This window comes from Peribacillus simplex NBRC 15720 = DSM 1321 (assembly GCF_002243645.1).
GTDB lineage: Bacteria > Bacillota > Bacilli > Bacillales > DSM-1321 > Peribacillus > Peribacillus simplex.
Genome location: NZ_CP017704.1, coordinates 1,328,305 through 1,350,488, shown reverse-complemented (window position 1 = coordinate 1,350,488; position 22,184 = coordinate 1,328,305). Strand labels below are relative to the sequence as shown.

The 22,184-nt window shown below is 40.6% G+C and carries 20 protein-coding genes and 2 pseudogenes; 11 read left to right on the top strand and 11 right to left on the bottom strand.

The features are described from left to right. Window positions 1-17: 17 nt before the first annotated feature. Window positions 18-584, bottom strand: a complete 567-nt coding sequence (locus BS1321_RS06335; protein ID WP_063232220.1) for a DUF2777 domain-containing protein — start codon at window positions 582-584, stop codon at window positions 18-20. A gap of 285 nt (window positions 585-869) precedes the next feature. Here BS1321_RS06335 and asnB point away from each other — a divergent pair, with 285 nt between their 5' ends. Continuing rightward, window positions 870-2,717, top strand: a complete 1,848-nt coding sequence (asnB, locus tag BS1321_RS06330; RefSeq protein ID WP_063232219.1) for an asparagine synthase (glutamine-hydrolyzing) — start codon at window positions 870-872, stop codon at window positions 2,715-2,717. 41 nt (window positions 2,718-2,758) lie between these two features. Here the strand turns inward: asnB and BS1321_RS06325 are convergent, their stop codons facing one another. Next, window positions 2,759-4,510, bottom strand: coding sequence for a glycoside hydrolase family 13 protein (locus tag BS1321_RS06325; RefSeq protein ID WP_063232218.1), 1,752 nt, complete (start codon window positions 4,508-4,510; stop codon window positions 2,759-2,761). 367 nt (window positions 4,511-4,877) lie between these two features. Here BS1321_RS06325 and BS1321_RS06320 point away from each other — a divergent pair, with 367 nt between their 5' ends. The 4 genes from BS1321_RS06320 to BS1321_RS06305 all read left to right on the top strand — a co-directional run bounded on the left by BS1321_RS06320 (window position 4,878) and on the right by BS1321_RS06305 (window position 10,925). Further along, complete coding sequence (locus BS1321_RS06320; protein ID WP_063232217.1) at window positions 4,878-6,125, top strand: extracellular solute-binding protein; 1,248 nt, start codon at window positions 4,878-4,880, stop codon at window positions 6,123-6,125. 149 nt (window positions 6,126-6,274) lie between these two features. Beyond that, entirely contained in the window at window positions 6,275-7,810 is a 1,536-nt protein-coding gene (locus BS1321_RS06315) for an alpha-amylase family glycosyl hydrolase (RefSeq protein ID WP_063232216.1), read from the top strand. Window positions 7,811-7,889: 79 nt separating this feature from the next. Beyond that, the gene (locus BS1321_RS06310; protein WP_063232215.1) at window positions 7,890-9,539 is read left to right on the top strand and encodes a glycoside hydrolase family 13 protein; all 1,650 of its coding nucleotides are present in this window, start codon (window positions 7,890-7,892) and stop codon (window positions 9,537-9,539) included. 342 nt (window positions 9,540-9,881) lie between these two features. Beyond that, window positions 9,882-10,925: a LacI family DNA-binding transcriptional regulator gene (locus tag BS1321_RS06305; RefSeq protein ID WP_063232214.1), complete on the top strand. Its 1,044-nt coding sequence runs from the start codon at window positions 9,882-9,884 to the stop codon at window positions 10,923-10,925. Between the two features lie 38 nt (window positions 10,926-10,963). Here BS1321_RS06305 and BS1321_RS06300 read toward each other — a convergent pair whose 3' ends face one another. The 5 genes from BS1321_RS06300 to BS1321_RS06280 all read right to left on the bottom strand — a co-directional run bounded on the left by BS1321_RS06300 (window position 10,964) and on the right by BS1321_RS06280 (window position 14,631). Continuing rightward, window positions 10,964-11,743 (bottom strand): MBL fold metallo-hydrolase, encoded by a 780-nt coding sequence (locus tag BS1321_RS06300; RefSeq protein ID WP_232522801.1) that lies wholly within the window; start codon window positions 11,741-11,743, stop codon window positions 10,964-10,966. Between the two features lie 115 nt (window positions 11,744-11,858). Further along, a complete protein-coding gene (locus BS1321_RS06295) occupies window positions 11,859-12,734 on the bottom strand; it encodes an SDR family oxidoreductase (RefSeq protein WP_063232212.1) in 876 nt (291 codons plus the stop codon). Between the two features lie 235 nt (window positions 12,735-12,969). Then, on the bottom strand, window positions 12,970-13,461 hold the full coding sequence (locus BS1321_RS06290) for a YajQ family cyclic di-GMP-binding protein (protein WP_063232211.1): 492 nt from the start codon (window positions 13,459-13,461) through the stop codon (window positions 12,970-12,972). A 103-nt stretch (window positions 13,462-13,564) separates the two neighbouring features. Further along, window positions 13,565-13,696 (bottom strand): DUF3941 domain-containing protein, encoded by a 132-nt coding sequence (locus tag BS1321_RS06285; RefSeq protein WP_072272565.1) that lies wholly within the window; start codon window positions 13,694-13,696, stop codon window positions 13,565-13,567. Window positions 13,697-13,764: 68 nt separating this feature from the next. Continuing rightward, window positions 13,765-14,631 (bottom strand): DegV family protein, encoded by an 867-nt coding sequence (locus tag BS1321_RS06280; protein ID WP_063232210.1) that lies wholly within the window; start codon window positions 14,629-14,631, stop codon window positions 13,765-13,767. Window positions 14,632-14,787: 156 nt separating this feature from the next. Between BS1321_RS06280 and BS1321_RS06275 the strand changes: the two genes are divergently transcribed. Next, complete coding sequence (locus tag BS1321_RS06275) at window positions 14,788-15,630, top strand: YitT family protein (protein WP_063232209.1); 843 nt, start codon at window positions 14,788-14,790, stop codon at window positions 15,628-15,630. A 136-nt stretch (window positions 15,631-15,766) separates the two neighbouring features. After that, window positions 15,767-16,015: pseudogene (locus BS1321_RS06270) on the top strand (KGG domain-containing protein); the annotation flags it as partial. 47 nt (window positions 16,016-16,062) lie between these two features. Here BS1321_RS06270 and BS1321_RS28710 read toward each other — a convergent pair. The 3 genes and pseudogenes from BS1321_RS28710 to BS1321_RS06260 all read right to left on the bottom strand — a co-directional run. Then, window positions 16,063-16,164: pseudogene (locus BS1321_RS28710) on the bottom strand (DUF3813 domain-containing protein); the annotation flags it as partial. A 146-nt stretch (window positions 16,165-16,310) separates the two neighbouring features. Next, entirely contained in the window at window positions 16,311-16,463 is a 153-nt protein-coding gene (locus tag BS1321_RS27815; RefSeq protein ID WP_164468789.1) for a hypothetical protein, read from the bottom strand. 104 nt (window positions 16,464-16,567) lie between these two features. Next, window positions 16,568-17,383 carry a Cof-type HAD-IIB family hydrolase gene (locus BS1321_RS06260; protein WP_063232207.1) on the bottom strand — a complete coding sequence of 272 codons (816 nt, stop codon included), beginning with the start codon at window positions 17,381-17,383 and terminating at the stop codon, window positions 16,568-16,570. A 231-nt stretch (window positions 17,384-17,614) separates the two neighbouring features. Here BS1321_RS06260 and BS1321_RS06255 point away from each other — a divergent pair, with 231 nt between their 5' ends. From BS1321_RS06255 to moaA, 3 genes are all read left to right on the top strand, one after another. Further along, a complete protein-coding gene (locus tag BS1321_RS06255; protein WP_063232411.1) occupies window positions 17,615-18,403 on the top strand; it encodes an alpha/beta fold hydrolase in 789 nt (262 codons plus the stop codon). 118 nt (window positions 18,404-18,521) lie between these two features. After that, the gene (locus tag BS1321_RS06250) at window positions 18,522-18,830 is read left to right on the top strand and encodes a metal-sulfur cluster assembly factor (RefSeq protein WP_063232206.1); all 309 of its coding nucleotides are present in this window, start codon (window positions 18,522-18,524) and stop codon (window positions 18,828-18,830) included. Window positions 18,831-18,938: 108 nt separating this feature from the next. Then, window positions 18,939-19,952, top strand: coding sequence for a GTP 3',8-cyclase MoaA (gene moaA, locus BS1321_RS06245; RefSeq protein ID WP_063232205.1), 1,014 nt, complete (start codon window positions 18,939-18,941; stop codon window positions 19,950-19,952). Between the two features lie 257 nt (window positions 19,953-20,209). Here the strand turns inward: moaA and BS1321_RS06240 are convergent, their stop codons facing one another. Further along, entirely contained in the window at window positions 20,210-20,899 is a 690-nt protein-coding gene (locus BS1321_RS06240; RefSeq protein ID WP_063232204.1) for a Crp/Fnr family transcriptional regulator, read from the bottom strand. Between the two features lie 232 nt (window positions 20,900-21,131). Here BS1321_RS06240 and argC point away from each other — a divergent pair, with 232 nt between their 5' ends. Continuing rightward, window positions 21,132-22,169, top strand: a complete 1,038-nt coding sequence (gene argC / locus BS1321_RS06235; protein ID WP_063232203.1) for an N-acetyl-gamma-glutamyl-phosphate reductase — start codon at window positions 21,132-21,134, stop codon at window positions 22,167-22,169. Window positions 22,170-22,184 lie beyond the last annotated feature (15 nt).

The following is a 22,184-nucleotide window of genomic DNA, read 5'->3' as shown; positions in this document are numbered from 1 at the left end:
CCGTTTTCTTTTACCCGTTATTGTGAATTCACTTTCTCAATGACGATCCTTTTTCCCGTGTTCAGGGTAAATTCAAAACGATCGTGATCCTTTTTCCCATAAGAAAAATGGTGCTGAACGAGACATATTTGGCTCTCGTTATCAAAGGTGAAGAAATTCACGCCGGACTGGTTAGGGACGGCCCTTAAAAAAGTGAGCTGGTTATAGCTATATATACAATCATAAATAGAAAAATCAAGTGAATTCAATGTCGTTACAAATTGGAAAAAGGAATCGTCGTTCAATTCTTCCAATAAACGTTCAAAAGAGTAGAGCAGTTTTTTGCGTATCCGAATGGGCTCATTTTCCCTTAAGAAGGTGATTTCCCGGTGAAGCAGGATTTTTCCTTCTTCTTCAACTACTCCTTGCTGCCAGCGCCCACCCCTGTACACTTCAATGATGCTATCAACGTGGTCTTCGATGGAGCAGGCCTCATCTGTTTCATCATCGAAAAAAATCCATTGTTGATTGATATTTTCCACTGTTCCTTCGGTAAAAGCTCTTGTTTGCCTGTTCATTAACTTGGTTCGTTGTTGCTGACTCATACATATACCTCCAATAGTGGAATCCTCACCTACTTTTTAGTCAAAATCCAATGAAAATATAACTGTATATTTTAAAATATTATGGACAAATAACCATCTTTCCGTCTTTGCATAGGCTATGTTTAAACACGGGATTCTTTGCTCAACAATTCATTAACAACGCCGGGCGTTGTGGGCAGGGGGTCCTACGGAATGATGCTGATCGATACTTAGGAACTGTAAATCTTTTTAAGACAGGGAGCCAATATATTTTTGATAGTCCGGATAGAAAGGATGAAGTGTAAAATGTGTGGGATAACAGGCTGGGTGCATTTTCAAAAAGATTTACGGACAAAAACGAAAACACTGGAAAACATGACAAAAACGTTGGCAAAGCGGGGGCCAGACGAAGAAAATGTTTGGAGCGAAGCCCATGTTGCCTTTGGTCATAAACGGTTAACGGTTGTCGATGCGGAAGGCGGAAAACAGCCGATGACGAAAAATCACGAGAACGCCAGATATACGCTTTGTTATAATGGTGAGCTATATAACACCGAGGATATTCGTAAACAGCTATTATTAAAAGGATATTCCTTTAACGGTCATTCTGATACAGAAGTTTTGCTAACTTCTTATATAGAATGGAAAGAAAAGTGCATTGACTTGTTCAATGGGATTTTTGCGTTTGCGATTTGGGATGAAAAGGAACAAAAATTATTCGTTGGAAGAGATCGCATGGGGGTAAAACCATTCTTTTATGCAGAAAGGGACGGCGGGTTCATTTTCGGATCGGAGCTTAAGGCGATTCTGGCCCATCCGGATGTTAAAACGGAGATTGACCGCGAAGGGTTGTCTGAAGTATTTGGTGTTGGTCCATCCCGAAAGCCAGGTTCAGGCATATTTCATAATATCCAGGAATTAAGGCCTGCCCATGCGCTTACCTTATCAAGGAAAGGGCTCCGGATTTGGAGATATTGGAATGTGAAAAGCGAAGAACATCGGGATACGCTTGATGAGACGGCCGAGAAGGTTCGCTTCCTTGTCGAAGATGCAGTGACACGGCAACTTGTTTCAGATGTTCCACTTTGTACCTTCTTATCAGGAGGGCTTGACTCAAGCGCGATAACGGCCATTGCTGCAAATGCCTATCAAAAAGAAGGGAAAGGCCAGCTTCATACGTATTCCATTGATTATGAGGATAATGAGCGCTATTTTAAGGCAAATGATTTTCAGCCTAACTCTGATGGGTATTGGATTAAAAAGATGTCGGATAGTTTTAACACGGTTCACCATTCATCGATCATCACTCAAGAGCAGTTGACTGATTATTTAACAGAAGCTGTCCTTGTAAGGGACCTCCCAGGCATGGCGGATGTCGATTCTTCTTTACTTTGGTTTTGTAAGGAAATCAAGCGGGATTTTGTTGTAGGCCTGTCCGGCGAATGTGCGGACGAAATTTTTGGAGGCTATCCTTGGTTTCATCGTGAGGATGATTTGAATCGTGCTGGTTTTCCATGGATGAGATCTACGGATGAGCGGGTATCTTTATTGAAAACGGGATGGCGTGAGAAATTGAAGCTGGAGGAATATGCACAGGAAGCTTATTTGACCACCCTTGCCGAAACGCCTAAATTGGAAGGGGAAAACGGCGTAGCAGCAAAGCGGAGAGAGCTTTTCTATGTGAATTTATTATGGTTCATGACGACGCTCCTTGACCGGAAGGACCGGATGAGTATGGGTGCAAGTCTAGAGGTGCGCGTGCCATTTGCCGATCATCGCCTTGTTGAATATGCATGGAACATTCCTTGGGAAATGAAAATGGAAGGCAACCGTGAAAAGGGTATTCTAAGGAAGGCTTTGGAGGGGCTATTACCGGATGAAGTATTGTATCGTAAAAAAAGTCCATATCCAAAAACCCATAACCCTATATATACAGACCGTGTGCAGGCATGGTTAAAAGACTTACTGACGGATAAAAATTCGGTCCTGCATGAGTTTTTCGATAAACAGAAGCTAACCGATATAGTAGATTCCAAGGGTGCCGCTTTTAAAGTGCCGTGGTTCGGGCAATTGATGTCAGGTCCACAGTTGCTCGCTCACTTGGCACAAACCCATGTATGGTTCAAAGAATATGACATCCAAATAATCGATTGAAAAAACGGGGCGGATGATTTTCATTGCCCCGTTTCATTGCCTCAATGATTGAATGCGAGAATTTTATATTGATAACCACCCAATTCAAATTTACCTTCCTGAGTGGTTTCTTTTGTTCTTAAATCCGTTAGTGTACGTCCTTTCAAATCAAAAGGGAGGGTAAAGGATTGCTCGACATCCGTCGGATTGATGAGGATCACGACAGACCGTTTTCCATCATACTTTTGGTAGGCCACGATATTTTCGTTTCCGGCTGTATCAAGGAATTTGAACTTTCCGTCATTGGCAAGTAATCGTTCTTCTTTTCGCAAGAGGATCAATGCCTTAATTTCATTGAAAAGCTCGGTATTTTGTTTTTCTTCTTCCCAGACCATGCATTTTCGGCACCCTGGATCCATGCCTCCGGTTAAGCCGATTTCATCTCCATAGTATATACAAGGGCTGCCATTGAATGTCAGCAGGATTGCGTGGATGAGCTTGGCTCGAGCTAGATCTTCCCCGCAATCCGTGAAAATCCGCGGTGTATCATGGCTTCCAAGAAGATTGAATGTCACGTCAAAAACATTGGTGGGATAACTGTGATAGATGGCTGTCATTTCTTCTGTGAACTCGCGTGCATTGATGGTTTGTGAAGCGACCAAGCGAAAAACTTGGTTGGTAAAAGGGTAATTCATGACCGCATCGAACTGATCGCCGCGAAGCCATGGCATCGAGTCATGCCAAATTTCCCCAAGAATATAAAGGTCAGGCTTTATATTTTTCACGGTTGTTCGAAATTCACGCCAGAATGGCTGATCTACCTCATTTGCCACATCGAGCCGCCAGGCGTCTATATCGAACTCCTTGATCCAATAAGCCGAGACTTCGAGTAGATATTCTTTCACCTCAGGATTCGCCGTATTCAATTTTGGCATCGATTCAAAAAAACCGAATGTTTCATAATTGGGCCTTTCCCCTCCCTTAAGAGGGAAGCTGTGCGGGTGGAACCAATCCTTATATTTCGATTTCTCTCCTTTTTCGAGTAAATCCTGAAAAGGGGGGAAATAGTAGCCGCTATGGTTAAAAACGGCATCCAGCATAACCCGTATATTCCGTTTGTGGCATTCGGTTATTAGTGTTTTCAATGTTTCCTTCGTTCCGAATTGCGGATCGATACTCCGATAATCAATCGTATCGTATTTATGATTGGAGTAGGCATGGAAGATTGGCGTGAAATAAATTCCGTTGATGCCGAGATTCTCTAGGTAATCCAAATGTTCAATGATTCCTTCGAAGTCCCCGCCAAAAAAATTATCCACGGCCGGATCTTCACTTCCCCAAGGTTTCACACCTTCCGGATCGTTGTCGGGGTTTCCGTTCGCGAATCGTTCAGGGAAAATTTGGTACCAGGTTGTATCTTTTACCCATTCCGGTGCCCCGAAAACTTCATTTTGATGTAGATAGGGAATCGCGAAATAGCTCCCTGGATCTCGGGGTGGTTCTTTAAAGAAGCCCTTTTCCGTATAAATGGCACTTTCATCTTCTGAGGATACCTTGAACCCATATCGAATTCTTCGGTAGGGAGGCTTCACATAAATATGCCAATAATCATAACGGTTATCGCTGCCTGACAAACTCATTGGAAGTTCTTCGTACTGCCATTGACCATTATCTGAAATGTATGGATCCCCAAAAATCAATCCAACTGAGGAGATATCTTGTTTTTTCGTACGTAGGCGGATATGTAGGGTTTCAGTGTTGACGGGATAGCTGTAATTGTCATTAGGTCTATGGTGTATGGATGAAAATTCCATTTAAAATCACTCCAATTCTATAAGTATTTGAGGATGTGAATATGAAAAAGGGAACTTCAGGCTGTTTATGAGGGGGGTCTATGCATTTACTAAGCCGTGTTTAAGTTTTTTTTCAATATGGTTATATACCCAATTCCAATTGAAAGAAGCACTTATTAACTAAAAAATAACAAAAAGTGTTCAACACTACAAGGAAATAAATACGTCGAGGAAAATGTTGTAAAAACCAAAGCCGTTCATATAATGATAACAATAGCCTTGGCATCGCTTTCATTAAGGGGCTTTATTTGAATGACTGAACTGAAAAACAGTATTATTTGAAGCTTTTGGACATGATAGAATAAACATTTTAAAAAGGAGAATGAAAGTGAAGAAGCTGATTTTTCATTTGTTCATGTCCATATTTTTGATCGTTAGTGTAAGTGCTTGCGGATCCAGTTCAGATTTGGAAAATAAAGTAGTGAAAGAAAATAAGAAAAAAGAAGAAGCCACCAATGAAGCGAAGCCGGAAAAATTGATCATTTGGGAGGAAAAAGGTAAAGCGGAGGCCCTAAAGCCGGTGATTGAAGCTTTTGAAAAAGAATATGGAATCAAAGTTGAGCTTGAAGAGCTAGAAATAGATACCGAAATGTATGAGCGGCTTCGTCGTGATGGGCCAATTGGAAATGGAAAGGCCCCGGATGTCGTAACTTTTTCTCATGAAAAAGTCGGGCAAATCGTGAAGGAAGGCCTAATTCAGGAAGTGAAGGTGAATGATGAAGTATTAAATGCCTTCATTGAACCTTCAATTAGGGGAGAAATGTATCAAGACAAGGTATTTGGATTGCCAAAATCCGTGACCACTTCCGTTTTCATTTATAATAAAAAATTGATGGCTAAGGCTCCTGAGACGATGAATGACCTATATAAAATGGCTAAGAAATTAAGAAAAGGTAACGTGCATGGTTACTATGCGAAGTGGAATGATTTCCATGATTCGTTTGGGGTAATGGCTGGAATGGGAGGTTATATATTTAAAGATAAGAATGGAAAACTAGACCCTTCTAACATTGGTTTGAATAATAAGGGTGCTATAAAAGGGGCTGCATACATCCAAAAATGGTATAGGGCGGGTTTGATTCCTAAAGGCGACAAGGCAGCGATCGAGAAGTTGTTTATACAAGGGAAATTGGCTTCTTTCATGAGTGACGGGAACGCATTTACCGAGCGAAAGGATACAGGTGTTGCCCCCATGCCCGAATTGCCCAATGGACAGCCAATGAAAACGTTAATGAAAATCAAAGGCTGGCATGTAACAGCATTCACAAAACATCCTTATTGGTCTACGAAGTTAATTGAATATTTGACAAATGATGATAATGCAATGCAGCGTTATGATTTAACAGGGGAAATCCCTCCTAATAGATCAATCAAACACAATGCCGCAATCAATGAAAATGAAAGGGCACAAGCCTTAAGCATACAATTACAATACGCTGAACCAGTGCCGAATATTCCGGAGATGAATAAGGTATGGGGACCGATGAATTCAGCCATGGATGAAATAACCACTCAAAAAGCTAAACCAAAAAGGGCCTTGGATAAAGCGGTTAAGACGATAAAAAAAGAACGTTAATCGTGTTCTGCCTTTTCCAATTCAGTAACCATAACCAGTATCCCCAATTTGTCCCTTTAGTGTAAAGTTTTTTATAAATTGGATTTGACGTTAAGGGGTCAAAAGGCTAATCTTAAAGGCGTAAAGAGATAGCTAGGAGGAGAGCGGATATGAGAAAAAGAGTGTTATCACTCGCTTTAATTCCGTTGCTTCTTTTTTACGCCATTCCAGTAGGAGCAGCTGAAAAAGAACAACGAACATGGAAGGATGAAATCGTATATTCATTATTGGTCGACAGATTTTTCGATGGGAATACTCAAAATAATGGAGATGCGAACGTGAATGACCCTTCCACGTTTAATGGTGGGGATTTCGAAGGTGTCACGAAGAAGCTGAATTATTTAAAAGATATGGGTTATACCGCTATCATCCTTTCACCGATTTTCGCTAATGATGAAAATGGCTATCATGGCGATTGGGTGGCCGATTTTTATAAAACGGATAAACACTATGGGACAATGAAAGAGTTTAAAAAACTCGTGAATGAGGCACATAAACGCGATATGAAAGTGATCATTGATTTCCAAGCAAATAATGTGGGTCCTGACTCCACCTGGCTGACCGATCCAAAAAAACAAGATTGGTTCCATGAAGAAAAAAAGATTTCCAAGGAAGGTAGCCAAACGGATTTGGAAACAGGCTGGGTCGATGGTCTTCCCGATTTGAATCAAGATAATGAGGAAACAAGGGAATATTTGCTTGATGCTGCTAAATGGTGGATAACGGAAACCGATATTGATGGATACCGTATAAATAAAGTCCAATACGTAGCAAAAGATTTTTGGAAGGAATTTGTGGATGCAGTCAAATCTGAAAAATCAAATTTCTATACAATCGGCGATGTACAAGGTGATGCCGATTTGATTTCAAGCTACAAGAAGACGGGTATCGATGCTTTTATGGCTTATCCGCAAAATGCTGAGCTACGGGAAGCATTTGCTGCACCCGATAAAGAATTGAAACCTATTTTTAATGCGTTTGCGAAAAGCGAAGATGAACTAGGGGGCAATGCCCATCAGGCATTGTTCATGGATACTCAGGGAATGCCCCGTTTTACAAAGGATGCAGCCGATCATAACGAAAACCCAGGTACCAGATGGAGAATGGCGCTGTCGTATCTATATACGATGCCAGGGGTGCCAATCGTATTTTATGGATCGGAAATTGCCTTAAATGGTGATATTGCCCCGGATAATCATAAGTTGATGAATTTTAAGACAGAACAGGAATTGGTGGAATATATAACAAAGCTTTCTGATCTCAGAGACATGTACCCGGCATTGGTAAAAGGGGATATGGAGCTTTTATATGAAAAAGTTGGAACTTCGGTATTCAAGCGTGTTTATGGTGATGAAACGATTGTCGTCGCCATGAACAATACGACTAAAACTCAAACGATAAACCTTACTGATAAGGAACTTGAAAGTAATAAAGAGTTGAGAGGTATGCTGAATGGGGATCTGGTCCGCAGTAAGGACAACAGTTACTCTATCGTAATCGATAGGGAGACGACAGAAGTTTACACGCTGTCACCTAAGTCGATTATTAATATTCCTTACCTGTTAGTTATAGGATTAGTTCTTCTTATTTTTGGTATATTCATTGCTTTGGTTATTAAGCGTTCAAAACGGAACCAACCAAAATAATCATATGCCTCTCGATTGTCGGTAGCCGCCAAACATTGTCCCTAAGGCTTTGTGGAAAACAGGATCGGGAGGTTACAGCATGAATAAGACCTGGTGGAAAGAAGCGGTTTGCTATCAAATATACCCGCGCAGTTTCATGGATAGTAATGGTGATGGAGTCGGAGATATAAAGGGTTTGATTTCAAAGCTTGACTATCTGCAGGAATTAGGGATAGATGTTATTTGGATTTGCCCGTTTTATAAATCGCCCAATGCGGATAATGGATATGATATTAGTGATTATCAAGCAGTTTCCGATGAATTCGGATCAATCGAAGATATTGATCTGTTATTGAAAGATGTCCACGGACGTGGAATGAAGGTGATACTCGATCTTGTTTTGAATCATACAAGTGATGAGCACCCCTGGTTCGTAGAGTCACGTTCGTCCCGCGATAATCCGAAACGGGATTGGTATATATGGAGGGATGGGCAGGACGGTCGTGAGCCTAATAATTGGGAAAGCATCTTTTCCGGAAGTGCCTGGAAATTCGATGAAAGGACCAATCAATACTATTTACATTTATTTGCTGAAAAGCAGCCCGACTTAAACTGGAAAAATACTGATGTGCGACAGGCATTATATGAAATGGTCAATTGGTGGCTCGATAAGGGAATCGATGGCTTCCGGATTGATGCGATCACGCATATTCATAAGCGTGAAGGCCTTCCGGATATGCCCAATCCTTATTGGCATCAGTATGTACCTGCGTTTGAAATGCACACCAATCAGGACGGGATTCTGGATTACCTTCAGGAGTTGAAAGAAGAGACTTTCTCTAAGTATGATATCATGACGGTTGGTGAGGCCAATGGCGTCAGGATTGAGCAGGCGGAGGAATGGGTCGGGGAATCGAATGGGAAGTTCAATATGATATTTCAATTTGAACATCTTGGACTTTGGAATAGGGGACAGAATCACGCTGTTGATGTTCAGGGGTTAAAGCGCACAATGACCAAATGGCAAAAGGGGCTGAAAAACAAAGGATGGAATGCTTTGTTTTTTGAAAATCATGATCAGCCAAGAAGTGTGTCCACCTGGGGAAATGATCATCAATACTGGTTGGAAAGCGCAAAAATGATTGGGGCTCTTTACTTTTTCATGCAAGGCACACCTTTTATTTATCAAGGTCAGGAAATTGGCATGACGAATGTCCAATTTGATTCGATTGATGATTATGATGATGTAGGAATGAAAAACTTTTACCGGATAGAGACCTCCAAAGGTCGTCCGCATGATGAAATCATGAACATTATATGGCATAGCGGCCGTGATAATTCACGAACACCGATGCAATGGAATGATATTGAAAATGGCGGATTCACGCACGGCACACCTTGGATGAGGGTTAATCCGAATTATCGCGCCATTAATGTAGAACAGCAGAAAAATGATCCGTTGTCCATTTATCATTTTTATAAAAAGATGATTGAACTTCGAAAAAAACATCAGGTCCTTGTGTATGGGGAATATGAATTATTATGGGAAGATCACCCTGAACTTTATATTTATACAAGAAGTATGAATGATAATTCAGTAATGGTAGTATGTAACTTTAGTATGAATCACCACCAAATTGACCTTTCTTATTGGGGGGAAATGGAACTTTTGCTAGCTAATTATGAGGATTGTCCTGAGGTGTCCTTTATTGATTTACGTCCATATGAAACGAGGGTTTATCGTTATTAATTTGTAAATCACTTTTATGTACTTGATTGGAAATTAGCTTAAAACCTATGTAGTTAGTCGTCTGACTTCTTAATTCCCAATAGTCCTGTCGTTTTTTTAGAAGCTGATCATACATCAGCTTCTTTTTGAATTTTAAAACATAGATGAAAAAAACGGAAAAGTAAGTATTTTCTGAAAAATTGAACAAACATTAAAAAAAGTATGGATATAACTATTGAACTGAGTGTATTATGAATACATACAAAATGTATAAATATAAAACGAATATTAGAGAAGTGTTTATTGGTATTCACCTTTTTTTAAATGAAGTCAATAAAGGCTAAGAGAGGAGAGGGGAAATGCATGGCCATCACAATAAAAGATGTGGCACAGCTAGCGAATGTTGCTCCTTCAACAGTTTCTCGAGTGATTGCAAACAATCCTCGTATAAGTGAAAAAACAAAGGTACGGGTACGTAAGGCGATGAGTAAATTAGGATACCATCCAAACTTCATTGCACGTAGTCTTGCCAATCAATCGACAAGGATCATTGGCTTGGTAATGCCTAGTTCGTCAAATGATTATTATCAAAATCCATTTTTTTCGACGATCCTCCAGGGTCTAAGTGAGGGAGCTCAGGAAAACCATTATTCCCTGTTGCTAAGCACGGGAAAAACAGAAGATGAAATCTACGAAGGAGTAGTCAATATGGTGCAGGGGGGGATGGTGGATGGAATAATCCTGATGTATTCAAGGATGAACGATCACATCCTGACCTATTTGAGAGCAAGGGCTTTTCCATTTGTGATCATTGGGAAACCCTTTGATTTTATCGAAGAGATAACATATGTTGATAATGATAATGTCTTGGCTGCCGAACAGGCAACGGATTACCTCATACAGTTAGGACATGAAAGGATTGGATTCATCGGAGGTGATGTAACCCTTGTGATGACCCTTGATCGCTTGTCGGGATATGAACGGGCATTGAAGAGGGCTGGAATCGATCGAAGGAGGGAATATACCCTGCATGAAGATTTTTTGCATGAAGGGGGACAAGCAGCTGCAAAAAGGTTACTATCCATTGATGAACCACCAACCGCATTGGTGGTCAGTGATGATCTTATGGCACTTGGAATCGTGCATTCACTTCGCGAGATGGGCGTGCGCACTCCTGAAGAAATGTCAATCGTCAGCTTCAATAACGTTGTTTTCTCTGAACTGTCATTACCAGCCCTGACTTCCGTAGATATTAACATTTTTGATTTGGGATATCAGGCCGCTAAGGGCATCATTCACATGCTGCAGACCGGAGATACTCCTGCTGGGACCATCATTCCACATCATTTCGTGGAAAGGCATTCCTGCAGATCGATCAAGCAAGGTGCAATGGCCATGACTTATTGAACGGAAAGGGCATTGCGTAAAAGCAATGCCTTTTTTTGCTAGAAATGTACGCTGAAACTTTTGAATGCATGTACACCCGTTCCGTGTCTGACTAAATTATTCTCTTTAAGATATTGAATGGCTGCAAGGACTTCCTCAAGAATCCTTGGTTCGAGGCCGAGTTGGTTGTGTCCGCCATAGATTTTGGAGACTGCCTTGATCTTTGCGATTTTTTCTAACGAATTCACAAGGTCTTCAGGGCTTGTCGAGGGATAAAATGCATAAACTGGAGTATCTGAATAAAGCAGGTCGCCAGTAAATAAATAACCTGTTTCATTATCCAAAATTGAGATGTGGCCAGGTGAATGCCCAGGTGTGTGATAAATGTTTAAACTGCGGTTCCCAAGATCGATCGTGTCCCCATCCGATAAGAGCCTATCAGGGTACCCCTGGTATGGGTTGTATGTAAAAGGATCGAATGATTCGGGTATGGGTACAGTGATATCCCGGGCCATGTTCTTTCTTATTTGTTCCAAGGACAAACCTTCAATGCCGTTGATTAGCCAATTGGCATCATCACCATGAACATAAATTGTATCATAATCTCCATGACCGCCAATATGATCCGCATGAACGTGTGTGGTCAGGACGATAATTGGAAGATTGGTAAGCTGGTCTGTAATCCGCTTAATCGAACAGATGCCTAACCCTGTGTCGATTAACGCAGCTCGGGTCTCCCCAAGTAATAAAAAGGAATGAACTTTCTCCCAATGACCATATTCACTGATTGCAAACGTTTTTGAGTCCAATTCCTGAACGGTGAACCATGGATCTACAATATTTTCCAAAAATGACTCCACTCCTTCCCATCCATATATTCCGCGTTAACCGGAAATATCCTGCTTGAAAGAGTAAAAGCAGTGGATTTGTGAAATCCACTGAAAAGGTAAGGCCCTATCCGTTTACAACGGTCCCGCCGTTTACATGGATGACTTGTCCGCTGACATAGGATGAATCATCACTTGCCAAATATACATAGGCTGGTGCTAATTCCTCTGGCTGCCCTGCGCGGCCCATTGGAGTATCCTGTCCGAATTTGGCAACATCCGCTTCACCGAATGAGGCAGGAATCAGCGGTGTCCAGATCGGGCCTGGCGCAACACCGTTCACTCTGATGCCATCTTTTGAAATGGAGTTCGACAGGGCTCTTGTAAATGCCAGTATTGCACCTTTTGTTGAAGAGTAATCGATTAGTTTTGGGTTGCCTTGATAGGCTGTGATAGAGGTTGTATTAATGATGCTGCTTCCTTTTTTAAGGTGCTTCAACGCAGCTTTAGTTAAGTGGAACATCGAGAAAATATTCGTGCGGAACGTTTTTTCCAATTGTTCAGCTGAAATGTCAAGGATACTTGTCTGCACATGCTGTTCTCCGGCGTTGTTGACTAGAATGTCCAAACCGCCAAATTCATCAACCGTTTTTTTGACTACATCCTGGCAGAAGGCTTCATCACCGATATCTCCGGAAATGAGTAAACATTTCTGACCTTCTTTTTCGATCAATTCTTTTGTAGTTTTGGCATCCTCGTGTTCATCCAAGTATGCAACTGTCACATTTGCTCCTTCTTTAGCGTAATAAATGGCAACCGATTTACCGATTCCGCTGTCTCCACCTGTTATGATTGCCGTTTTACCTTTTAGTTTGCCGCTTCCTTTGTAGGCAGCTTTAACAGAATCTGGGTTCGGTTCCATTTTTGTTTCCAATCCAGGTTGATGCTGTTGATGTTGAGGTGGAAATCCTTGCTTGTTCTGATTTTGGTTTTGAGTAGTCAAGATTAAAACGCCTCCTGTTTAATTTATCTACGCTTTTTCTATTCCTTTTTTTTGAAAAAAGGAAACATGGAAAAATTGACCAAAATAAGTCTATTAATGTTTTAACTGAAGGGAACATGACTAGTCTTTCCATGTTCCATGAAGGCGATTCATTTGAAGCAGAAGGTGATTTGACCGTTGATAGAGGCAGTTGCAATAAAAAAAGACCCACCCAAAGCAGGTGAGGCCTTCATACTTAGCGGTAATTTAAGAATTGTACATCAATGGACAGATCAGCGCCCCGGATTGCGGAAATGATTCCTTGCAAATCATCCCGGTTCTTACCGGTAACACGGATTTGATCATCCTGGATTTGGCTTTTCACTTTAAGACCGCTATTTTTAATGATGGTATTGATTTTTTTTGCTTGTTCCTTATCGATGCCTTGAATTAGCTTAGCCCGTTGGCGAACGGTTCCACCAGAAGCACCTTCTAATTTGCCATAGTCCAGGTTCTTGACTGGTACGTCACGTTTAATGAGTTTACTAATGAGAACATCCTTCAGCTGTTCGAGCTTATATTCATCGTCGGATACTAAAACCAGGTCCTCTTTTTCAATGGTGATGCTGCTTATACTCCCTTTAAAATCATAGCGTGTTTGTATTTCCTTCATAGCCATGGTAACTGCATTCGTTACCTCTGAAAAGTCTACTTTCGAAACAATATCAAATGAATTTTCCTTTGCCATCACTTACCTCCAGCAGGGTTTATTTCCTTTATTATAGAGAAAGTGTGATAGGAAGACAACTATATAAACCATATTAAAAAAGCGAGGGGACAAGCCCCGCGCTTCATTTATGGTCCGTTTTCTTCGAATAGGAGTGCTTACCGGCAGCAAGGTTTTCCTGATATGCGATATTTTTTTCAGCATTTCTCGCTTGGTTATCTTTTGGCCTTTTATTGTCATCGGTTGTTTTGGACATAGTGAAAACTCCCTTCCATTATCTGATCAATATATATTGTTCACAATTATGGAAGGGAGTATGTATGTTTATGATTTCTCAGGGGTATCGTTTAAGAAGAAGAGGGCAATTGTACCAGGACCGGCATGTGCACCGATGACGGAGCCAATTGTATGGATCATGAAATCGGTTGTCCCGAATTCATTTTGAATGGCTTCCTTCCATTCCAGGGCCGTTGCTTCATCATCACCATGACTGATGGCAATCGTTTGGGTTGTTAAATTTTTGCCTCTTTCGTGCATTAATTCGATTACACGTTTAATCAATTTCTTTTTGCCGCGTATCTTTTCAAGTGGAACAAGCTTCCCATCTTCAACATGCAATAACGGTTTAATGTTTAATAAACCGCCAACAAGGGCAGATGTCTTGGAGATGCGGCCGCCACGAGCCAAATATTCAAGGTTATCTACAGTGAATAAATGCTCCATATGCCGGGTTTGGAATTCGATATCAGCTAGGATTTCTTCTTTAGTGGCACCGTTTGCTGCTAGATCGGCTGCTTTCTTTACAATTAAACCGACGCCCATCGAAGCGCATTTCGTATTGACGATTTCAATGTCAAGGTCAGGGTACTCTTCCTTCACCTGATTAAGAATCATCACTGCCGTTTGATATGTTCCTGATAACTCAGAGGAAAAGGCTATATAAATCCCTTGTTTTTTCTCCTTGGCAAACTGTGTGAAAGTTTCTATAAAGTATTCTGGGGAAGCTTGCGATGTTTTCGGGGCTTTTCCCTCCAGCATCGCCTGATAGACTTCGTGAGAATTAATGGTAAGTAAATCTTCGTAATTTTCCCCGTCAAGATGGACTTGTAAAGGGATTAATGAAACATTGTTTTCCTTATAGAAAGACAACGGCAAATCACATGCACTATCTGCAAGAATTGTGATAGCCATAATACACCTGCTTTCTTTTTACAATTTTTAGAAAATGAGTGGTCACTCTACTTTTTAGTGTAGCATGTAACGGTAAAAATTCAATCTCTACGTAAATAGAATAAATAATTAAGGGTAAAAAGATAATAGAATAAGGGTGAAATGGAGGTTTTTAGGATGTACAGTGGTGAAATGAAGAAAATTATCATAGTTGTGGTCGGAGCATTACTGAATGCCATCGCAATGAACTTTTTTCTAATACCGGCAAACGTATATGCAAGCGGCTTTACAGGAGTGGCCCAGCTTTTATCGAGGATGATTGGTTCTTTTGCTCCTTTTAATGTATCGACAGGTATTCTATTGCTTTTATTGAACATTCCAGTAACGATCATTGCTTGGCGAAAAGTTGGAAAGTCTTTTACTTTTTATAGTTTCCTCAGCGTTGTCTTGATGTCCTTCTTTATGGAAATCATTCCGATTACACGCTGGTCACCTGACATATTATTGAATGCGGTGTTTGGCGGAGTGATAGCTGCAGTAGGTGTGGGGATCACCTTGAAATACGGTGCATCGACTGGGGGAATGGATATTATCGCTATGCTTCTATCACGGAAGAAAGATAAACCTGTGGGTACTTATTTATTTCTGCTGAATGGCGTGATCATTGTAACGGCAGGTGCTGTTTATGGACCGGAAAAAGCTTTGTACACACTTGTTACCCTTTACACATCGACCCGTGTTGTTGACGCGATACATACGCGACATGAAAAGCTTACGGCCATGATCATTACAAAGAAAAGTGAAGAACTTAAACAGGCAATCCATGCTCAGTTAGTTCGCGGAATTACAAGAGTTCCTGCAAAAGGGGCGTTCACCAACGAAACTAAGGAAATGTTATTGATTGTCATTACAAGGTATGAACTGTATGACCTTGAACGGATCATAAAGGAAGTGGATCCTCATGCTTTCACAAACATCATAGAAACTTCAGGCATTGTTGGAACTTTCCGCAGGGAATGATGTTAACAAAAAATTAAGGCCATTACACTTCTATTACAAAAGGTAGTATTTAGGCGTTTTAAGTTTATTGCCTGTACAAAACGGCTAATTCTCATATTGTAGCGCCAATTTAAAATCTTATGAAGGAGTGATAAAAATGGCTAACGACGAAAAAATGAGCAGGCAGGAAGCAGGCCGTAAAGGCGGGGAAGCTACTTCTAAAAATCACGACAAGGATTTTTACCGGGAAATTGGGCAAAAGGGCGGAGAAGCCACATCGGATAATCATGATAAGGAATTTTATCAAGAAATTGGACAAAAGGGCGGAGAAGCCACTGCTGATTCCCATGGTAAAGACTTTTATAAAGAAATCGGTGAAAAAGGCGGTAAGGCACGAAATAACAATTGATGAAAACAAAGCGAAAGCCTCCAGAAATCCTGGAGGCTTTCAAGTTATTTAGAGTGGTTTTCCAGCTCTTCCTGGAGTTCTCGCAGTTGTTCTTTTTCGGCCTCACTCGTATTGGCAAAGGCTGATGAAAGAGCATTTTTAGCGATTTCCTCTGTCTTTTGCTGGTCACCGCCATGCTCAGAGTGGAGAGCTTTTTCAACGATTTCCTCTGTCTTATGCTGGTCACCGTCATGCTCAGAGTGGAGAGCTTCTTCAACAAATTCCCTAGCCTTCTGAAATAATTTGTTTCCCATTAGAAGCCACCATAGCTTTGTTCAGACATAATTCTCAACCTGTCTTTTTCAGCTTCTTCAAACGTAGTGTGATAAGGGATTTTTTCGGCATGCCTGGCAACACTTTCTTTGCCCTGCTGTACAAATCGTTTAGATTTACTGCTTTTACCCATTCTTATCTCCTCCGATTCTGAGCGTTTTCGACAACGAAATGTAAGTTGTTGTCCATATTAGTTTGGCTTGAATGATAGAAATTATGAAGGTAAAAAATGACGTATTAGGCTTTTATATTGAATTTTTCTTCGAGGAAGACAGCTATACCATCTTCTTCATTCGTCAATGTAGTCGCATTTGCTACCGTTTTTACTGGTGATATCGCATTCCCCATAGCCACCCCGGTTCCCGCGTAATCGAGCATTTCCAAATCATTATCTTCATCACCGAAAGCGATTATCCTGTTTTGAGGAATTTCCAGATAGTTGGATACGCGTTTTAGCCCCACGGCTTTACTTAACCCGCTCTTTATAATTTCGATGATATGAAAAGGCTCTGCCCAACGGCGATGATCGACCAATTCTGCATGGACATCTGATAAATGCTGGCGAATCTGTCCTACAAATTCACTATCTGTGTGAATAAGCATCGAAGTTGGGGAATCCTGAAGGTAATTGCGCAAGTCACCCGTCTTCATGTTCGGATTTCCTACATTAAACATGTTCATCAACTTTTCATCATGATAATGGACATAAACATCATCCCGGACTTCTGCGATGATGTTGTGATATTTAAACTGATCACACGCTTCAACAATATCTTTCGCAACGCTAATATCCAGTGGAGAGTGGTATACCCCCCAGCTTGTATGTAATGGGTGATGAACGAAAGCGCCATTGAAATTAACGATTGGTGTAGTCAACCCTAATTCCCGGTAATAAAGTTCACTTGAGCGAAAGGGACGACCGGTAGCGATCATAACTTCGTGTCCATCTTCTTTTAGTTTTAGGAGTGTTTTTTTAGTTCTTGAAGAAATTGTTTTGTTATCTGTAAGTAAAGTACCATCAAGATCCAATACGATTAAATGTTTCTCAGCCATGTACACACCCTCTGTTCTTTTTGATTTCATTATATGCAAATATTGTTAAGCCTATTTTAAAGTAAATGTAAATCTTTTTCATTCTTTATGCATTCCTGTATGATATTACTATATCCAGGATAATGTTAATTAAAGCGATGCTCAGGTTTAAAGGAATTGAATGATGAATGCCAATGCCTTTTTGAGAAGGGTATTGAAAAGACCGGAACAAATTTATTCGGAGGGGTTAACTTGATAATAATTGAAAAAGAACATATTGGACATATTCCTGTATTGCACCTAGGTAAAGAAGCCACTTTCAATCAGGAGTTGCCGCTTATTATTTTTATACATGGTTTTCAAAGTGCGAAAGAACACAATCTTCACTATGCTTATTTATTGGCTGAAAAGGGGTTTCGTGTGCTTCTTCCCGATGTGATTCATCATGGGGAAAGGGGAGCTGGTTTAAGTGATTCTCAAATGATGCCCCGTTTTTGGGAAATGGTTTTACAGACAATCCAGGATTTATCTTTGTTGAAGGATGATTTATTATCCCGAAAATTAATTGATCCTGACAGAATTGGCGTAGCAGGTACCTCTATGGGGGGAATAGTGACTAATGGGGCCCTGGCTGCTTATGAATGGATATGCGCCGGAGTCAGTTTAATGGGTAACCCATCATATGTCGCGTATGCAGAGCTCCAAATGGCGGAGATTAAGAAAAGGAAAGTTAAATTCCCAGCTACTGATGAGGAAGTTGCCAAGGTGATTGAACAGCTCAAGCCATTTGATTTGAGTCTTAATCAGGATAAGCTTTCCAACCGTCCGCTTCTTTTTTGGCATGGTGCCAAAGATCCGGTTGTGCCTTATCAACATGCATATCGTTTTTATGAAGGGGTTAAAGCAGGGTATAAAGAGGCAGATGAAAAAATTGATTTTATCCTTGACCCTAAGGCTGGACATAAGGTCAGTAGAGAAGGCGTGCTTATGACTGCAGACTGGTTCGCGAAACATTTACTGTCAACTGTGCAAAATGCTTAAGTACTCACTCAAAATCTGTTATGATGCTAATACGGACATAATATAAAGTCTAAAATGGACATAATGATGAAACCGACAATCTAAAACGAAGAGATTTTCCATAAAAGGAGTGATCGAAGTGGATCAAGATACAAAAGACATTATCATTGGAGCTTTGGAGCAGGTCATTGACCCTGAGCTTGGTATAGATATAGTTAATTTAGGCTTGGTATATGATGTGGATATGGATGAGGAAGGTCTGACTACGGTGACGATGACATTGACAGCAATGGGCTGTCCGATGGCTGGGACGATCGTCGATCAAGTTAAATTGGTTCTGGAAGATATCCCTGAGGTCAAGGAAACGGATGTGAAGATTGTCTGGAGTCCGCCATGGACGAAAGACAAAATGTCCAGATATGCTAAAATTGCCTTAGGAATCAAATAATAACTCTGTAATAGAAATGAAAAGCCAGTCAAAAAACAGTGAATCCATTCAATGGAGCCACTTTTTATGGTCTGGTTTTTTTCTAATACCTCGGCTAGGAGTGGTTAATTGAACAGTCAAATTAAAGATTCATTGGACAGGCCACTAAGGGATTTAAGGATTTCAGTCATAGATCGCTGTAACTTTCGCTGCCAGTATTGCATGCCTGCGGAAATTTTTCATGAGAATTTTCAGTTCCTGCCTAAAAGTGAGCTATTATCTTATGAGGAAATCGTAAGGCTTTCTGAAATATTTGCAAGCTTAGGGGTTAAAAAACTAAGGTTGACAGGCGGAGAACCATTACTCCGGAGAGATCTTACCACTCTGATTTCAAATCTCGTTAAAATTGATGGTATTGAAGATATTGGATTGACTACGAATGGTGTCTTCTTGAAAAAACATGCCGCGAATTTGAGGGCAGCTGGTTTGCAGAGGGTGAATATAAGCTTAGACAGCCTCGATGATGAACTTTTCAAGAAGATGAACGGCAGGGATATCGGTATAAAGCCTGTTATTGAAGGCATAGCTGCTGCCAAAGAAGCAGGGCTTGGCGTTAAAGTGAATATGGTAGTGAAAAAAGAGACCAATGAATCTCAAATCCTGCCGATGGCCCGATTTTGTAAAGATGAGGGCATTCAATTACGCTATATAGAATTTATGGATGTCGGGCATACAAATGGCTGGCAGTTGAAGAATGTCATTACGAAAAAAGAGCTGCTAGCGATGCTCCAAACCGAATTCGATCTTGAACCGGTTGAAGAAGATTATTTTGGAGAGGTGGCAAAGCGCTTCCGTTATAAGGGCACTACTGCAGAAGTGGGCTTCATAACCTCGGTTTCCGAGTCTTTTTGTTCAAGTTGTACACGTGCACGTCTCTCTGCTAATGGAAGTTTATATACATGCCTGTTTAATGGAAAGGGACATGACTTGAAGTCTTTGCTCCGTTCCGACATGACAGATGAAGAATTGACCGGGTTCATCATTTCACTTTGGAATCGTAGGGACGACCGCTATTCGGATGAGCGGGCAGCGGGAACAGTGAAGAAACAGGAAAAAATCGAAATGTCATTCATTGGCGGGTAAAATACATGGGACTCCCGTCCGAATGAATAAAAAATTAAGGGATGGCAACTATGCCATCCCTTTTTTGTATAGTTGTTAGGAACCTAAGATGCTAGCAATGGCCGAAATCGATTTTTATACTTTTTTTATGCACTTTTATATAGGACACATGGTAATGAAAATAATTCAATGGTCCTAGGGATGGATTTAGCCTGAAATAAACTCCAATCATTTTAAGACAGTAAGGCATTATGTATTGTTCTTTTTATGGGAGGGATTTAATCTATGGTACAGATGTCTATTGGACAGTTTTCACAGTCGATTTCCTGTTTCAAATAGTCAAAGTCCAGAATCGTAATGCGTCCCTTTTTAATGGAGATGACATTGTTTTTCCTTAATTGAGCGAGCATTCGATTGACTACCTCGCGGGATGTGCCGCAAAAATTGGCGAGTTCTTGGTTTGTAAAGGGAAGATTGATAACTTTACCGTCTTCTACTTCAGTGCCATAGCTATTTGATAAACGGATGAGGGTGGAGTAAAATGCACCTTTTTTACCGTGCAGGAGCATATCGCGGAATTTAGCCTGATTTTTACGGTTTTGAGCGGATAACCATGTCATCATATCAACTGCAAGACGGCTATCGGAGGCGATTTTATCTTCTAATGCTTCTTTGGAAATAACCGCTACAGTTCCATCTTCCATCATTTTTGCATTCATCATATATTTAGGATTTTGAGAAAATAAGACTGTTTCCCCAACCAAATCATTCTCCGAACTAATCCGTATAGTTAATTCCCGACCGTCGGGAACAACCTTACTCACTTCTACTTTCCCTTTTATAATGTAATACAAATCACTTGCTGGGGTGCTCTCCTGAAAAAGGTAGCGCCCTTTTTCCATATGTTTAACTTGATGTTTATTATCTAAAATTGCATGCATCCGATTAGTTAACGATAATTCATTCATGCATATGACCACCTTTCAGATACCGTTATTACTCAATTACTACCTTTGATTTAAACGGAAATAACCCTAGTAGTCAACAAGTTTGGATAATTCTAGGATTTTAGGTGGATAATTTTTCATTTAAAATTAATGTTTATAATTTTATAAAAATACATTTGATTTTATTTTTATTCAGTCTTATAATAATAGAATCAAAGAATGACAGGGACCTGAAATTATAGGAGATGGTTTTATGAACGTATCATTAGTAGGTGCGACGGGTTATGGAGGACTGGAACTAATAAGATTTTTGAATAATCATCCGCAATTTAAAATAAAATCATTGCATACTTCATCCCAATTTGGTCGAAGTTTATATGAAGAAAATGCACATTTAATGCATATGAAAGATAAATTAGAAGAAATTGACCCGGAAGCGATTGCTAAAAAATCCGATATAGTATTTCTAGCAACTCCTTCTGGTGTTTCCTCGCAACTGATTTCGGAATTTTCTGACCTTGACATTAAAGTAATCGACCTATCTGGAGACCTCAGGCTTCAAACTCCAGGTGAATACGAACACTGGTATAAAAAACCGGCCGCGCCACAGCAAATTATTGAAGAAGCCGTATACGGATTGGCTGAATGGAATGCCGAAGCAATAAAAAAAGCAACGATCATTGCCAATCCAGGGTGCTACCCAACCGCATCACTATTAGGTCTTGCCCCTTTATTCACTGAAGGATTGGCCGGAGCAGCTGCCGATGTGATCATCGATGCAAAATCCGGGGTTTCAGGGGCGGGTAAATCACCTTCGGCAGTCACCCATTATAGTGAAATGAATGAGAACTTTAAGATATATAAGGTAAATCAACATCAGCACATACCGGAAATCGAACAACAGCTTGGGCGATGGTCATCAGGTTTACAGCCCATCACCTTTAATACACATCTTGTTCCCATGACAAGAGGGATAATGGCAACGATGTATATAAAGGTAAATCGGGAAACCTCAAATGTTGAATTAAAGGATTTATACGAAACAGTATACGAGAACCACCCATTTGTCCGGGTACAGCCCCTTGATCGCTTTCCATCCACGAAACAGGTATATGGATCGAACTTTTGCGACATTGGCGTCGATTATGATGAAAGAACAGGTAAGGTAACGGTGGTTTCAGTTATTGATAATTTAGTGAAGGGTGCTGCAGGGCAGGCCATTCAAAATGCAAATATATTAATGGGACTAGAAGAAACGGCAGGACTATGGAACAGTCCGTTATATCCGTAAACTATGGAGGGAAAC

Excerpts from the sequence above, each read along its gene's own strand:
- BS1321_RS06285 (WP_072272565.1), bottom strand. The coding sequence starts at position 13,696 with ATGTCCAAAACAACCGATGACAATAAAAGGCCAAAAGATAACCAAGCG.
- BS1321_RS06260 (WP_063232207.1), bottom strand. The coding sequence starts at position 17,383 with ATGGCTGAGAAACATTTAATCGTATTGGATCTTGATGGTACTTTACTT.
- BS1321_RS06305 (WP_063232214.1), top strand. The coding sequence starts at position 9,882 with ATGGCCATCACAATAAAAGATGTGGCACAGCTAGCGAATGTTGCTCCT.
- BS1321_RS06240 (WP_063232204.1), bottom strand. The coding sequence starts at position 20,899 with ATGAATGAATTATCGTTAACTAATCGGATGCATGCAATTTTAGATAAT.
- BS1321_RS06315 (WP_063232216.1), top strand. The coding sequence starts at position 6,275 with ATGAGAAAAAGAGTGTTATCACTCGCTTTAATTCCGTTGCTTCTTTTT.
- asnB (WP_063232219.1), top strand. The coding sequence starts at position 870 with ATGTGTGGGATAACAGGCTGGGTGCATTTTCAAAAAGATTTACGGACA.
- BS1321_RS06275 (WP_063232209.1), top strand. The coding sequence starts at position 14,788 with ATGTACAGTGGTGAAATGAAGAAAATTATCATAGTTGTGGTCGGAGCA.
- BS1321_RS06335 (WP_063232220.1), bottom strand. The coding sequence starts at position 584 with ATGAGTCAGCAACAACGAACCAAGTTAATGAACAGGCAAACAAGAGCT.
- argC (WP_063232203.1), top strand. The coding sequence starts at position 21,132 with ATGAACGTATCATTAGTAGGTGCGACGGGTTATGGAGGACTGGAACTA.
- BS1321_RS06310 (WP_063232215.1), top strand. The coding sequence starts at position 7,890 with ATGAATAAGACCTGGTGGAAAGAAGCGGTTTGCTATCAAATATACCCG.
- BS1321_RS06290 (WP_063232211.1), bottom strand. The coding sequence starts at position 13,461 with ATGGCAAAGGAAAATTCATTTGATATTGTTTCGAAAGTAGACTTTTCA.
- BS1321_RS27815 (WP_164468789.1), bottom strand. The coding sequence starts at position 16,463 with ATGGGTAAAAGCAGTAAATCTAAACGATTTGTACAGCAGGGCAAAGAA.
- BS1321_RS06280 (WP_063232210.1), bottom strand. The coding sequence starts at position 14,631 with ATGGCTATCACAATTCTTGCAGATAGTGCATGTGATTTGCCGTTGTCT.
- BS1321_RS06325 (WP_063232218.1), bottom strand. The coding sequence starts at position 4,510 with ATGGAATTTTCATCCATACACCATAGACCTAATGACAATTACAGCTAT.